This window comes from Arthrobacter sp. Y3224055, assembly GCF_059090825.1.
Genome location: NZ_JBNHGB010000007.1, coordinates 139,681 through 153,550, shown reverse-complemented (window position 1 = coordinate 153,550; position 13,870 = coordinate 139,681). Strand labels below are relative to the sequence as shown.

Genomic DNA, 13,870 nt, shown 5'->3' with positions numbered 1-13,870 from the left:
GCACCACCTTCCGGGTCACCAACGCGGCCGGCACGGCAGTGACCGCAACCGTCAGCTACGACGACGCAACCCGGACGGCTACCCTCGACCCCGCCAATCTGCTGGCCAGCCGCACCTACACGGTGCAGCTGACCGGCGGCATCCGGGACCTTTCGGGTAACCCGATCACGGCCACCACGTGGAGCTTCACCACCGAGGCCGCACCGGTCATCACCGAACGGACCCCGGCGGTGAACGCCACCAACGTGGCCACCAACAGCAACATCACCGCCACGTTCAGCAAACCGGTCACCGGAGTCGACGGCACCACCTTCCGGGTCACCAACGCGGCCGGCACGGCAGTGACCGCAACCGTCAGCTACGACGACGCAACCCGGACGGCTACCCTCGACCCCGCCAACCTGCTGGCCAGCCGCACCTACACCGTGCAGCTGACCGGCGGCATCCGGGACCTTTCGGGTAACCCGATCACGGCCACCACGTGGAGCTTCACCACCGAAGCCGCACCGGCCATCGCCGGAAGGACCCCGGCGGTGAACGGCACCAACGTGGCCACCAATGGGAACCTGACGGTGACGTTCAGCGAACCGGTCCGGGGCGTCAGCACCAGCACGGTGACGCTGAAGACCGCCGCAGGCACGGTTGTACCGGCGACGGTCAGCTACAACTCTGCGAAGCGCACGGTCACCGTGACTCCCAAGGCGATTTTGCCGAGCAGCACCCGCTTCACGGTGAGCCTCAGCAACGGCATCACGGACGTCAACGGCAACCGCCTGGCGGCCTCCAGCTGGAGCTTCACTACGGAAAGCCGCCCCACGGTGTCCAAGCGGACGCCGGCAGCCGGAGCCACGTCGGTCAGCCGGAGCGGCATCGTGTACGTGAAGTTCAGCGAGGCTGTCTCCGGAGTCAGCGGGTCCAGCTTCAAGCTGGTCGACAGCAGGGGCAAGACCGTTTCGGCCAAGATCAGCTACAACTCGAGCACCAAGACGGCAACCCTGAACCCGTCGAGCAACCTGAAGGCCAATGCCAGCTACAAGGTTCAGCTGAGCAGCAGCATCAAGGATGCCTCGGGCAACCGGCTGTCGGCCACCAGCTGGTCCTTTCGAACCGGACGGTAAATAACCGCCTCAACCAATAGAGTCCAGGCTTCGGAGTAATCCGGGGCCTGGACTCTGTTCGGGCCCAGGAGCCCCGAGGCCCACCGGCGTCAGCACATCCCCGACCACCGGGATGACAGAAGCCGCGCCACAGCTTGTTGGGGGGTTAAGCTCTGGCGCGGCTTCCTCATCTACGTAATCGCGGCCGGATACGGAAAAGTTACGGGTTGGGTGAAAACTTTCTCGAAAATATTTTTGACCGTCCCCGGCCGCCGCCCGGCCGCCGCAGCATCAGTGCGCCGAGACGATCTCCACCGTGTTGGTGAGCCGCCGGTTTTTCAGCACCGGCAAAAACTCGCGCACCTCGTCGATCCGGCGCCTGGTCACGTCAACGGTGACCACGCCGCGGAGTTCGTCGTCCAGGAAGCCCTTCGGGATGCCCATCGGGTCCAAGATCGCCGAATGGCCCACGGTGTTGGTGCTCGACGTGCCGGCCGCGGCCACCCAGCAGGTGTTCTCGATGGCACGGGCGCGCAGCAGCGTTTCCCAGTGGTCGATCTTGTGGTCACCCTTGAACCAGGCGGCCGGAACGCAGAGTACGTCGGCGCCCTCCGATGCCAGCGCGCGGGCGAGCTCGGGGAAGCGGAGGTCGTAGCAGGTAAGCACCCCGAAGTTCAGGTCGCCCAGCTGCACGATCTTCAGGCCGCCGTCGCCGGGCTTGATGCGCTTGGACTCCTGATACGAGAACGCGTCGTAGAGGTGCAGCTTGCGGTAAGTGTCGACAATCCGGCCGGTGGCGTCGACGATCACCAGCGTGTTGTACGGCCGTTCCTCGCCGCTGTATTCGTAGCCGCCGGCGATGATCGCGATGCCCACTTCGGCGGCGATGAAGGACAGCTGCTGCACGAACTTGGTCCAGTTGGCGTCCACTGCGGCGGCGAGGTCGCCCTCGACGTGGCGCACGGTGAACATCGATTCCTCGGGAAACACGACCAGCTCGGCGCCGTCGGCCTTGGCTTCTTCCGCGAGCGAGCGCACCGTCTGGAGGTTCTCGGTCACGTCCCCGCTGGGGTTGAGCTGTCCGACGCTGATCTTCATGATGCGCTCCCGTCTTGATGGCGGTGTGTGTCCTTCCAGCCTACCTAAGACCAACTGGCCGGGCGCTTCGAGGAACGCGGAGGATTCACAGCCCGACGGCGGCGGGGCGGGGCCAGTGGGTACCGGGGCCACTCCTTGGCCCGGCCAGCGGAGTGCCCCGGCAATCCGGGCCTGCCCTGCAATGCCGGCGGCTTGCCGAGTTATCCGGCACTCCGGTCGGCCTCAGCCGCTACCGGCGCAGCGCAGGATCGCCTCCACGGAGCGGTCGGCGTCTTCTTCCGTGGTGGACCAGTTGCTGACGCTTATCCGCATGGCGGCCCTGCCGTGCCACGTGGTCCCCGAGAGCCAAAGCGTTCCGTCCTCCTGCACCCGGCGGACTACCTCGCGGGTGAAGTCGTCCGGGTCCGAGCCGTCCTCCGGCGTGAACCGGACCAGCACCTGGTTGAGCACCACCTCGTTGAGGATCTGCACGCTGTCCGCCCCGGCCAACCGCCTGGCCATCCGCGATGCCAGCGAACAGCAGCGCCCCACGAGGTCCGCCACCCCTCGCGGCCGAGCGTCCGCAGCGCGGCGTAGGCGGGGAAGCCGCGGGCACGGCGGGAGAACTCCGGCACCCACGCCACCTCGTCCCGTTCGGCCCCGTACTCCAGGTAGGCGGCATGCGGCGGGGACATGGTGCGCTGGTGCACCTCGGCGTCGCGGACAATGGCCACGCCGGAGTCGTACGGGACGTTGAGCCACTTGTGCGCGTCGGTGGCCCACGAGTCGGCCAGGTCCACGCCGTCGAGCAGGTGCCGGTGCTCCGGGCTGGCGGCTGCCCACAGCCCGAACGCGCCGTCGATATGGATCCAGGCGCCGTCCCGGCGTCGTACACGGTCCACCGCCGGCCGGATGGGATCGAAGGACCCGGTGTTCACATTGCCGGCCTGCAGGTTGACGATCAGCGGCATGTCGGCGGGAATCCGGTCCAGCACGGCGTCGAGCGAGTCCAGCGTGATGCGGCCCTGCGCGTCGGTGGCCACCGAGTAGACCCTGCGGCGACCCAAGCCCAGGTACTGCAGCGCGGTGAGCACGGTGCTGTGGGCTTCTTCCCCTACGACGACGGCGATCTCCGGCGCGCCGAACAGGCCGTCGCCCACCACGTCCCAGCCCATCCGTTCCAGCACTGCCGTCCGTGCCGCAGCCAGGCAGGTGAAGTGGGCCATCTGGCAGCCGGTCACCAGGCCGAAGCCGGAATCCGCGGGCAGCCCGAACAGGTCCAGCAGCCAAGCGCCCACTGCCTCTTCCACCACGGAGGCGGCCGGGCCGGCCACGTACAGCCCGGCGTTTTGGTCCCAGGTGGAGGTCAGCCAGTCGGCGGCGAGCGCTGCGGGCTGGGCGCCGCCGATCACGAAGCCGAAGTAACGCGGACCTGCCATCGCCACGGCGGCCCGCCCGCCGACGTCGGCCAGGTGCTCAATGACCGCCTGCGGATCTTCGCCCTGCCGCGGCAGCTCTCCCGCCAGCTCGCGGCGCAGGGCAGCCACATCCAGCCCCGATTTCACCGGTCGTCCGGGCAGGGATTGGAGGTATTTTGCCGCCAGCTCGGCCGTGCGGTGGAGAAGTTCGTCGTCCGCCATGACGAGCATGTTACGCCGCGGCCCTGCGCTGCGACAGGCGGGCGGGGGGCAGGAACACGCTTGCCGCGGGGACATCCCGCAGCAAGCAGGGCAGGTCCCGGCACTCTTGGGTCGGCCGGGACGGCGTCGGTGATCCGCGGCCCGAGGCGGGCGCAGAGCGGGGCGCGGACATCGCTGCCCGCGCCCCCCGTCGTCTTCTATTGGTGTCCGTTGAGGCCTTAGCCCCGTGCCCCGCCGTCGTCAGCTAATGGTGCCCGTTGAGGCCTTAGCCCCGTGCCCCGCCGTCGTCATCCAGCGGTGAGGGCCCGACTGCGCGCCCGACGCACCGCCGTCGTTGGTCCTGCTAGTCGCTGATCAGGTCCCGCACCACGATGGTCTGGTCGCGGTCGGGGCCAACGCCGATGGCGGAGAACCGGGTGCCGGAGAGCTTTTCGAGCGCCAGCACGTAGTTGCGGGCGTTCTCGGGCAGGTCTTCCAGGGTTCTGGCGCCGGTGATGTCCTCGGTCCAGCCCTCGAAGTACTCGAAGATCGGCTTGGCGTGGTGGAACTCGGTCTGGGTCATCGGCATCTCGTCGTGCCGGATGCCGTCCACGTCGTAGGCGACGCAGACCGGGATCTGTTCGATGCCGGTGAGGACGTCCAGCTTGGTCACGAAGTAGTCCGTGAAGCCGTTGACCCGGGCGGCGTGGCGGGCCAGCACGGCGTCGTACCAGCCGCAGCGCCGCGGCCGGCCGGTGTTCACGCCGAACTCCCCGCCCTTCTTCTGCAGGTACTCGCCCATGTCGTCGAACAGCTCGGTGGGGAACGGCCCGGCGCCCACGCGGGTGGTGTACGCCTTGATGATGCCCACGGCACGGTTGATCCGGGTGGGCCCGATGCCCGAGCCCACGGACGCGCCGCCGGCCGTCGGGTTGGAGGAGGTCACGAACGGGTAGGTGCCGTGGTCCACGTCCAGGAAGGTGGCCTGGCCGCCCTCCATCAGCACGACCTTGCCCTCGTCCAGCGCCTTGTTCAGCACGTAGGTGGAGTCGATGACCATGGGGCGCAGCCGCTCGGCGAAGGAGAGGAAGTACTCGACGACCTCTTCCACGTGCACGTCCCGGCGGTTGTACACCTTGACCAGCAGTTCGTTCTTCTGCCGCAGCGAGCCTTCGACCTTCTGCCGCAGGATCGATTCGTCGAACACGTCCTGCACGCGGATGCCCAGCCGGGCCACCTTGTCCATGTAGGCGGGGCCGATGCCGCGGCCGGTGGTGCCGATCGCGCGCTTGCCCAGGAAGCGTTCGGTCACCTTGTCCATGGTCTGGTGGAACGGGGCCACCAGGTGGGCGTTGGCGGAGACGCGCAGCCGCGAGGTGTCCGCGCCGCGGGCCTCGAGCCCGTCGATCTCCTCGAAGAGGGCTTCCAGGTTGACCACGCAGCCGTTGCCGATGATCGGAGTGGCGTTGGGGGAAAGGATGCCGGCCGGCAACAGCTTCAGCTCGTACTTCTCCCCGCCGACGACGACGGTGTGCCCGGCGTTGTTGCCGCCGTTGGGCTTAACCACGTAATCCACGCGGCCGCCGAGCAGGTCGGTAGCCTTGCCTTTTCCTTCGTCGCCCCACTGGGCTCCGACGATCACAATTGCTGGCATGGGATCCTCCCCCATTCGATGCGGCGGAAGCCCCGGACAGACTGCACATCAAGGAGCCGCTGCCGCGCATGAGAACGCCCCTCACTCCGGACGGAGTATTTGGGGCTCTTACCCGCCAAGTTTAGCGGATGGGCCTCAGTCGACCGGAATCCGCGCGGTCGGATGCGGTTTTGGGGCCGAAACCGGTGGGTGGTGGCGGACCCTGCGGCTCCTGGGAGCGGGATGTCGCTCGGCGGTCGAAACCGGGACGCGGCCGCAGCCCCTCCGGCTCCCCGGGACCCGACGTCGCCAGACCGGTCGCGCCTTGAACGCGACCGCAACCCCTCCGGCTCCCCGGAACCGACGTCGCCAGACCGGTCGCGCCTGGAACGCGTCCGCAGCCCTTCCGGCTCCCGGGACCCGACGTCGCTTGGCCAGCCCGAAACCGGGATGCCAGATTCGAGTGGTGAGAAGATGCAGCGAAACCGGGCGTTTGGCTGCATCTTCTCGCCACTCGATGAGGCTAAGGCTCTCGTGCCCGGATGCGGCAACGCTCCAACGGATGCCCAGCGCCCCGCAGCACGACGGCGGAGCGCGGCCTGCTCTGGCCTGCGCCGCCGGGGCCGGGTAGCGTGCGGGACATGGCGGCCTCTCAACCGATGGCACGGATCGGCATCTCCGGCTGGCGATACCCGCGCTGGCGCGGCACGTTCTACCCAAAGGGCCTGCCCCAGCGCCGCGAGCTGGAGTATGCCTCCGGCCGCCTGAATTCAGTCGAAATCAACGGCACGTTCTATTCGCTGCAGCGCCCCTCCAGCTTCCGGCAGTGGCACGCCGAGACCCCTCCGGACTTCGTGTTCGCGGTCAAGGGCGGGCGGTACATCACCCACATGAAGGGCCTGAAGGACGTCCGGGACGCCTTGGCGAATTTCTACGCATCGGGGGTCCTGGGCCTGGGCGAGAAGCTCGGACCGTTCCTGTGGCAGCTGCCCGAACGCGCCAACTACGACGCCGAGGTGATGGAGAAGTTTTTGGTCCAGCTGCCGCGCAGCACGCACGCCGCCGCCACCTTGGCCGCCGGGCACACCGACCTGATGAAGGACAGGACCTGGATTCCCGACGACGGCGCTGACCGGCCGCTGCGCCACGCCCTCGAAATCCGCAGCACCACGTTCATCAATGAGGAGTTCTACGACCAGCTGCGCCGGCACAACACGGCCCTGGTGCTGGCCGACAGCGCCGGAAAGTGGCCGATGCTGGACGAGATCACGGCCGACTTCGCCTACGTCCGGCTGCACGGAAAGGACGAACTCTACGTCAGCGGCTACCGGGACGCAGACCTGGACCGGCTGGCCTCGATGGTCACCGGGTGGCTGGACGGGTCGGGCTGCCCCGACGGCGCCGGCCGGGATGCCTATGTGTACTTCGACAACGACGTCAAGGTCCACGCACCGTTCAACGCGATCGGGCTGGCCGAACGGCTGGGCATTCCAGCCGGCACGTGACCCGGGGCTGCGCCGACACATGCCCGCTCACGGAAATCCTCCGCTGCCCGGCTCTGCCCATGGGCCGCGGCCCGCCGCCACCGCTGCCGCCGAACGCTAGAGCGCGCCGCCGGAGGCCTCAAGGTAGCAAGTGCCGCAGAGCGATTCGTACCAGACGTCCTCGCCGTCGATGGCGACCTGCTCGCCGTCGAACACAATCTCCCCGCCCACGCGGCGCGTGTTGAAGACTGCTTTGCGCCCGCAGCGGCAAATGGTCTTCAGCTCCTCGAGGGAGTGCGAGATTTCCAGGAGCCGCCGGGCCCCCGGGAAGGCCTGGGTGCGGAAGTCGGTGCGGATTCCGTAGGCCAGCACCGGCACGTTGTCCATCACTGCGATGCGGAACAGGTCGTCGATCTGTTCCGGTTCCAGGAACTGCGCCTCGTCCACCAGCAGGCACGCCACCGGCTGCACGTCCACATGTTCCAGGAGGGCTTCGGGGTCCTCGCCCGCGGCCACCCGACCGAAGTGTTCGCGCACGGATTCACCCGGCCGGATCAGGAAGTCCACGTCCCGGGCCATTCCCAGCCGGGAGACGATCTTGCTGTCCCCCTTGGTGTCCATCTGCGGCTTGGCCAGCAGCACGCGCTGCCCGCGCTCCTCATAGTTGAAGGCTACTTGGAGCAGTCCGGTGGATTTGCCGGAGTTCATCGCCCCGTAGCGGAAGTAGAGCTTGGCCAACGCAGTCCCTTTCAAGCGGTCCCAGCAGTCGATTCTACTGAGCCGGAAGCCGTGTGGGCGGCAGGAAGACCGGCGCGCGGCTCCCCCACAGCGCTCTGGGGGATCAAGGCGAAGCTTCCGCAGCGGCTTCCGGGATCGCGGCGGCTTCGCGCAGCGCAAGACCGGGACGGCGCGGCTCCAGCGAAGGACACGACCGGGATCACGGCGCAGCTTCCGCAAATCGCTTGAAGCGGGCCAGCTGGCCGGAATCGGCCTCCGCGATGGCCCGCCGGATCTGTTCTGCCATGGCGGCCAATTCCTCGCTGACCACGACGTCGGCGGTAAGCGTCAGCCGGGTCGCGCCGCCGTCGCCGTCCAACTCGTAGCGGTAGTCCGCCCGCACGTCCCCCTGCGAGGACGTGATGGTGATGCTGCGGCCGACGTCGAGCTCGGTCACCGTGCTGCTGCGGTCGTGGCCCTGGGAGCGGAAGCTGATGGATTGGCCGACCGCCAGCGGTCCCTCGGCGTGCATCTCGTTCACGCCGGGCATCCATGCGGGGGCCGCGGCCCAATCCGTCAACAGCGCCCAGGCCCGCGCCGGCGGCACAAAGACCTGCTCGGAGACCGTGAATGCCGTGGTCGCACCCATACCTGCATCATGCCTGCCCGGCTGCCGCGGCGAAAGACCACGCGGCCGAGCGCCAAGAAACCCCCCTCCCTTGATTGGCAACCTGCGGGTTGCCTATTATGGACGGGTGGACACGGTCTTCCAAGCCTTAAGCCATCCGACTAGGCGGATTCTGCTGGACGAACTGGCCGCGCACAACGACCAGACGCTGTTTGAGCTGACCGTGCGCCTGATCAACAACCATCATCTCGCGATCACCCGTCAGGCTGTCACCAAGCACCTCGCGATCCTGCGCGAGGCCGGCTTGGTGACCGCCAGCAATCGTGGACGCACCACCATCCACCATTTGAATACTGCCCCGCTCACCCCTGCGAGGGAATGGCTAGCCAATCTCCCGCCGTCTTCGAAGGAGACACCATGATCATCACCACCACCAGCGTCTTTGTTGACGACCAGCAGAAGGCCCTGGAGTTCTACACCGAGAAGCTGGGGTTCCAGCTCAAGAACGATGTGCCCGTCGGCGACGACCGATGGCTGACCGTTGTCTCACCCTCGGCCCCGGACGGCGTGGAACTGCTCCTGGAACCGTCCGGCCATCCGGCGGTGAAGCCGTTCAAGGAAGCCCTGGTCGCCGATGGCATCCCCTTCAACAGCTTCGGGGTGGACGACGTGCAAGCCGAGTACGAGCGCCTGTCAGCGCTGGGAGTGCAGTTCGTTCAAAAGCCCGCCGACATGGGACCGGTCGTCACGGCCGTGTTCGGCGACACCTGCGGCAACCTCATTCAAATCGCCAGCATGAAGGAGGCGTAGCCGGGGCCTCGCTCCGCCCAAGCGCGTGGCGGGGCCGCGCCCTGTCGATGGCGCTCGTTCAGTCCAGGACGCGGCGCCGGACCGACGCCGACAACTCCTCGGCACGGCGCACCACGTCGTCCGCCTTCCGCGTGTGGTCCTGCAGCGACTCCTGGATGGATTCCTCCCGGATGGACGTCAGGTTGGCCTCGACCGTGATCCGCGCCGTCGCCGCGGCGGCCCGCGCCGCTTCGGCGGCCACGGCAATGTCGCTCAGCACGTTTGGATTGCACACGCCCACCAGCTCTGTGCCCAGACGCACGACGGCGGAGGCCAGGTCCAGTTGGGCCCTCGCCGGGAGTGTCGCCTCCACGAGCGACTCCCGGATGGCCGCGCTGCGACGGCTGCACTCGTCGTCTGTTGTGTTGGGGAGCTTGTAGCAGTCAACGACCCTGCGGAATTTCTCCTCGTCGGACACCGCCGCGTGCACCGCCGCCCGGGTCAGGTCGCCGGCCTCGGCCAGTATGGCCTCCAGGTCAGGATCCGCGCTGGAGCCGGCGGAGGCGCCGCCGTCGTTGCGGGCTGAACCTGTGGAGCGGCCGCTGCGGTCCGTGCCTGAGGAGGCACCGCCGTCGTTGTGCGCCGACCCCGCGGCACCGCCGTCGTTGTGCGCCGAGCCCGCGGAGGCACCGCCGTCGTCGTTGTTCTTCGCCGCGCTCCGCTCGGTAAAACGCGTCACCATGCCGATCAGCGCCGCCGCCTGCGCCGCGTGGATCGCCCCCACCGCTCCGGCGCCGGGCGTCGGCTCGTTGGAACCGAGCCGGCCCAGGTACTCGTCGATGGTCTCCGATCCGCTCATGCTCCGGCTCCTTCCGTGGACCCTGCGGCCGTGCCGCCACTGCCTGCTCCCATGTCTGCATCATGCCCAACAACGGGTCGGCAGGAAAGTGCCCGACGGGCTGCTGGAGGCAGGACAGCCACCACCCGGGCACCGAAACGGGAGCTGCCGTGCGGCGAGCTCCCGTTTCCCTTCAGGGGATTGTTGCTGATCAGGCGCCTTCGATGGCCGCCCGGGCGTTCGGGTCGGAGTCGGCCAGGAACTTGCCGATCCGGTCCACTTCTTCCGCCTCGCCGATCGCTCCGGCGGCGCGGCCCAGGGCGTAGAGCGCGCGCAGGAAACCGCGGTTGGGCTCATGCTCCCAGGGGATGGGGCCGGCTCCGCGCCAGCCCGCCCGCCGCAGGGCGTCCAGGCCGCGGTGGTAGCCGACGCGGGCGTAGGCGTACGAGTCGATGGTCCGGCCCTCGGAGTACGCCTCGTCGGCGAGGATCGCCCAGACCAGCGAGGAGGTGGGGAACTTCGCGGCCAGGTCCAAGGCCTCGTCGCCGGCCTCCAGCCGGGCCAGGACGTCGGTCTCCTCCGGCAGGTAGGTCGGCTCGGGGCCCAGCAGGTTGGTGCGGAAGGGCTCGGTCATTACTTCACCGACTTTCCGGCCGAGCCCAGGCGCTCGGCGGCCTCGACGACCCGGGCGGCCATCGACTTCTCGGCGGCGGCGCCCCAGACGCGCGGGTCGTAGGCCTTCTTGTTGCCGACCTCGCCGTCCACCTTCAGCACGCCGTCGTAATTGCTGAACATGTGGCCGGCGACCGGACGGGTGAAGGCGTACTGGGTATCGGTGTCGACGTTCATCTTGATGACGCCGTAGGCCACGGCGTCGGCGATCTCCTGTTCGGAGGAGCCGGAGCCGCCGTGGAAGACCAGGTCAAACGGATTGGTCTTGCCGATCTTGGCTCCGACCTCGGCCTGGATCTGCTTGAGCAGTTCGGGGCGCAGCTTCACGCCGCCCGGCTTGTACACGCCGTGCACGTTGCCGAAGGTCAGGGCGGTGATGTAGCGGCCCTTCTCCCCCGCGCCGAGTGCCTCGATGGTCTTCAGGCCGTCGTCAACCGTGGTGTAGAGCTTTTCGTTGATCTCGTTTTCGACGCCGTCTTCCTCGCCGCCGACGGTGCCGATTTCCACTTCCAGGATGATCTTGGCCGCGGCGGTGCGGGCCAGCAGGTCCTCGGCGATGCGCAGGTTCTCCTCCAGCGTCTCGGCCGAACCGTCCCACATGTGCGACTGGAAGATGGGGTCCTCGCCGCGCTTCACGGCGGCCTCGGACTCGGCCAGCAGCGGCAGCACGAACCCGTCCAGCTTGTCCTTCGGGCAGTGGTCGGTGTGCAGCGCAACGTTGACCGGGTACTTCTTGGCCACCTCGCGGGCGAAGGCGGCGAAGCCCAGCGAGCCGGCAACCATGTCCTTGACCCCGGCACCGGACCAGTAGGCGGCGCCGCCGGTGGAGACCTGGATGATGCCGTCGGACCCGGCGTCGGCAAAGCCCTGCAGGGCAGCGTTGAGGGTCTGCGAGGAGGTCACGTTGATCGCAGGGTAGGCGAAGCCGCCCGCCTTGGCGCGGTCGATCATGTCGGCGTAGATCTCAGGGGTTGCAACGGGCATGCTGACTCCTTGGCTAGCGATACGGATTCGAAGGCGTTGCCTCTGAGCCCATCCTATCGACTCGTGTCCGGGCAGCAGTTGCCGCGACGACTGCGAAGCCGGGTTACCCCCGGCGGCCGGCGGAGCCACCGGGCCCTTGCACGTTCGCGAGCGGTCTTCACCCGGGCCCCTCCTCGTCTCCGACCAGGGCCGCTCCTTGCCCTCCACCTGACCCCGCCCGCCGACCGTGGCAAGCTGGAATCATGACTGAAACCCCACCGCCATTCCACGGTCCGCGCGATCCCGGCGACGCCTGGGTGGAGGGGCCGGACGGTACCCGGATGTGGGGCCGGTTCGGCTCCGCCGGGCTGCTGGCGGTGGACCGCGAGCGCGGCATCCTGCTCCAGCACCGCGCAAAGTGGAGCCATTTCGGCGGCACCTGGGGAATTCCCGGCGGGGCGAGGCATCAGGACGAACCGGCCGTCGATGCCGCCCTACGCGAGGCCAACGAGGAAGCCGACGTCCCGCTCGACGCGCTGGCGCCGCTGTTCACTACCGTCCTGGACCTGGGCTTCTGGTCCTACACAACCGCCGCCGCCAGGACTGTTCGCCCGTTCGAGCCGGAAATCACCGACGCCGAGAGTTTGGCCCTGGCCTGGGTCCCGCTGGACGAGGTGGACCAGTTGCCGCTGCATCCGCACTTCGGCGACGCCTGGCCGCGGCTCCGCACGCTGCTGGAGCACCCGCCGGTGCTTGTGGTCGACACGGCGAACGTGGTCGGTTCCCGGCCGGACGGCTGGTGGAAGGACCGCCCCGGCGCCGCGCGCCGGCTGCTGGCCTCGCTGCACGCCAGCCTGGCGGCGGGGCTTCCCGCGAGCCTGCTGGAAGTTCCCGCCGGCACCGTGTGGCCGCGCACCGTCGTCGTCCTGGAAGGCGCCGCGAAGGAGGCCGCCCTCGCCGGGCTGGCAGGCCCGGCAGGCGCGGGGAGCCCGGACGGCCAGGCACGCCACGTGGATATGGCAAACATGGATGGCCACGACGACGGGGCGAACCGGGCACGGACCGGTGTCGGCACGGACTCCGCGAGCTCCCCGGTGACGGCGCAGGACGGCGAAACAGCAGCCCAAGCCTCGGCCGCGCGCCGCCGAGGGGTGGAGTTGGAAGTGGTGCATGCTGCGGGGTCGGGCGACGACGAAATTGTGGCCCAGGTGGAGAAGGCCTCCGGCACGGACCCGGAGGCGCCCGTGACCGTGGTCAGCTCCGACCGTGGGCTGCGCGAGCGGGTTGAAGCCCTCGGCGCCCGTACGGTCGGCGCCGGAGCGTTGCTGGAGCTGCTCGGCTGACTGCTGGCTCCAGCTGCCGGTCCACTCCTGAAACCAACGGTCGACGCCGACCGACCGTCGACCGGACCCATCGACATGTTGGGCGCCTTTCCATGATGGGCGCCTTCCCGCGCACTAACTTCCCACGTTTCGACGGGGCCTGAAGCATCGCCGCAGGTCAGGGGCCTGTGGACAAACGAAACGTGGGAAGTTACAGCTAAAGCTGGGAAGTTAGGCGCGGCGGGACAGCGGCGGGACAGCGGCGGGACAACGGCGCACCGCACGGCCGGTCCTTGCCGCTAGACCGGCTGGGCGAAAACGTGGCGCCGAATCCATGCGTGCATCGCGATGGCCGCGGCGGCGGAAGCGTTGATCGACCGGGTCGAGCCGAACTGCGCGATGGACAGCGTGGCATCGGCTGCGGCGTGCACCTCCGGCGTCAGCCCCGGCCCCTCCTGCCCGAACACCAGCACGGCGTTCTCCGGCAGGTCGTAGGTCTCCAGCGGCACCGAGTCGGGGAAGTTGTCGATCCCGATGATCCGCAGGCCCTCGCCCTGCGCCCAGGCCACGAAGTCCTCCACCGTGGGATGGTGCCGGACGTGCTGGTAGCGGTCGGTGACCATCGCCCCGCGCCGGTTCCACCGCCGTCGTCCGATGATGTGCACTTCCTTGGCCAGGAAGGCGTTGGCGCATCGCACCACCGAGCCGATGTTGAGGTCATGCTGCCAGTTCTCGATGGCCACGTGGAAGTTGTGCCGGCGGGTGTCCAGGTCCGCGACGATCGCCTCGTGCTTCCAGTAGCGGTACTGGTCGGTCACGTTGCGGCGGTCGCCGTCGGCCAGCAACTGCGGGTCCCAATGGTCGCCATCGGGCAACGGCCCCTCCCAAGGCCCGACGCCGATGGCCGGCTCCGGTCCGTCCGCCTCGGAGCCGTTCGGGGCAACTTCCCGCGTGCCGGTCTCGGAGCCGTTAGGGGCGGGATCCGGGGTGCGGGCTTTGGAGCCACTCGAGGACGCCTCCGGTCCCGAGAT

At 68.6% G+C, this 13,870-nt stretch carries 15 protein-coding genes; 5 read left to right on the top strand and 10 right to left on the bottom strand.

Annotated features, from left to right (window positions below; translation table 11 throughout):
* Positions 1-1,118, top strand: a 1,118-nt coding sequence (locus AC5RTY_RS16250) for an Ig-like domain-containing domain (protein ID WP_494139927.1), incomplete at its 5' end; no start/stop codon positions are given.
* Between the two features lie 270 nt (positions 1,119-1,388).
* Here AC5RTY_RS16250 and AC5RTY_RS16245 read toward each other — a convergent pair.
* The 4 genes from AC5RTY_RS16245 to AC5RTY_RS16230 form a co-directional block, all read right to left on the bottom strand.
* Positions 1,389-2,195: a carbon-nitrogen hydrolase family protein gene (locus tag AC5RTY_RS16245; protein ID WP_494139926.1), complete on the bottom strand. Its 807-nt coding sequence runs from the start codon at positions 2,193-2,195 to the stop codon at positions 1,389-1,391.
* Between the two features lie 222 nt (positions 2,196-2,417).
* Positions 2,418-2,666, bottom strand: a complete 249-nt coding sequence (locus tag AC5RTY_RS16240) for a hypothetical protein (RefSeq protein WP_494139925.1) — start codon at positions 2,664-2,666, stop codon at positions 2,418-2,420.
* The gene (locus tag AC5RTY_RS16235) at positions 2,573-3,814 is read right to left on the bottom strand and encodes a pyridoxal phosphate-dependent decarboxylase family protein (protein ID WP_494139924.1); all 1,242 of its coding nucleotides are present in this window, start codon (positions 3,812-3,814) and stop codon (positions 2,573-2,575) included. The genes AC5RTY_RS16240 and AC5RTY_RS16235 overlap by 94 nt, the downstream gene beginning before the upstream one ends.
* 343 nt (positions 3,815-4,157) lie before the next feature.
* Positions 4,158-5,447 carry an adenylosuccinate synthase gene (locus tag AC5RTY_RS16230; protein ID WP_494139923.1) on the bottom strand — a complete coding sequence of 430 codons (1,290 nt, stop codon included), beginning with the start codon at positions 5,445-5,447 and terminating at the stop codon, positions 4,158-4,160.
* A gap of 620 nt (positions 5,448-6,067) precedes the next feature.
* On the opposite strand from AC5RTY_RS16230, the gene AC5RTY_RS16225 reads away from it, so the two are divergent.
* A complete protein-coding gene (locus AC5RTY_RS16225; RefSeq protein ID WP_494139922.1) occupies positions 6,068-6,931 on the top strand; it encodes a DUF72 domain-containing protein in 864 nt (287 codons plus the stop codon).
* Positions 6,932-7,027: 96 nt separating this feature from the next.
* Here AC5RTY_RS16225 and AC5RTY_RS16220 read toward each other — a convergent pair whose 3' ends face one another.
* Positions 7,028-7,648, bottom strand: coding sequence for a thymidine kinase (locus AC5RTY_RS16220; RefSeq protein WP_494074387.1), 621 nt, complete (start codon positions 7,646-7,648; stop codon positions 7,028-7,030).
* A gap of 199 nt (positions 7,649-7,847) precedes the next feature.
* Entirely contained in the window at positions 7,848-8,276 is a 429-nt protein-coding gene (locus AC5RTY_RS16215) for an SRPBCC family protein (RefSeq protein ID WP_494013306.1), read from the bottom strand.
* A gap of 70 nt (positions 8,277-8,346) precedes the next feature.
* On the opposite strand from AC5RTY_RS16215, the gene AC5RTY_RS16210 reads away from it, so the two are divergent.
* Entirely contained in the window at positions 8,347-8,676 is a 330-nt protein-coding gene (locus AC5RTY_RS16210; protein WP_494139921.1) for an ArsR/SmtB family transcription factor, read from the top strand.
* Positions 8,673-9,065 (top strand): VOC family protein, encoded by a 393-nt coding sequence (locus AC5RTY_RS16205; protein ID WP_494139920.1) that lies wholly within the window; start codon positions 8,673-8,675, stop codon positions 9,063-9,065. Before AC5RTY_RS16210 ends, AC5RTY_RS16205 begins: the two co-directional genes overlap by 4 nt.
* Positions 9,066-9,123: 58 nt before the next feature.
* Here AC5RTY_RS16205 and AC5RTY_RS16200 read toward each other — a convergent pair whose 3' ends face one another.
* The 3 genes from AC5RTY_RS16200 to fbaA all read right to left on the bottom strand — a co-directional run bounded on the left by AC5RTY_RS16200 (position 9,124) and on the right by fbaA (position 11,538).
* On the bottom strand, positions 9,124-9,903 hold the full coding sequence (locus tag AC5RTY_RS16200; protein WP_494139919.1) for a cyclodeaminase/cyclohydrolase family protein: 780 nt from the start codon (positions 9,901-9,903) through the stop codon (positions 9,124-9,126).
* Between the two features lie 190 nt (positions 9,904-10,093).
* Complete coding sequence (locus AC5RTY_RS16195) at positions 10,094-10,516, bottom strand: DUF3151 domain-containing protein (protein WP_494002017.1); 423 nt, start codon at positions 10,514-10,516, stop codon at positions 10,094-10,096.
* Positions 10,516-11,538, bottom strand: a complete 1,023-nt coding sequence (gene fbaA / locus AC5RTY_RS16190; RefSeq protein ID WP_493977221.1) for a class II fructose-bisphosphate aldolase — start codon at positions 11,536-11,538, stop codon at positions 10,516-10,518. Before fbaA ends, AC5RTY_RS16195 begins: the two co-directional genes overlap by 1 nt.
* Before the next feature lie 242 nt (positions 11,539-11,780).
* Between fbaA and AC5RTY_RS16185 the strand changes: the two genes are divergently transcribed.
* Complete coding sequence (locus AC5RTY_RS16185) at positions 11,781-12,860, top strand: NUDIX domain-containing protein (RefSeq protein ID WP_494139918.1); 1,080 nt, start codon at positions 11,781-11,783, stop codon at positions 12,858-12,860.
* Positions 12,861-13,138: 278 nt separating this feature from the next.
* On the opposite strand, the gene AC5RTY_RS16180 is transcribed toward AC5RTY_RS16185, so the two are convergent.
* On the bottom strand, positions 13,139-13,741 hold the full coding sequence (locus AC5RTY_RS16180; RefSeq protein WP_494139928.1) for a TrmH family RNA methyltransferase: 603 nt from the start codon (positions 13,739-13,741) through the stop codon (positions 13,139-13,141).
* Positions 13,742-13,870: the final 129 nt, after the last annotated feature.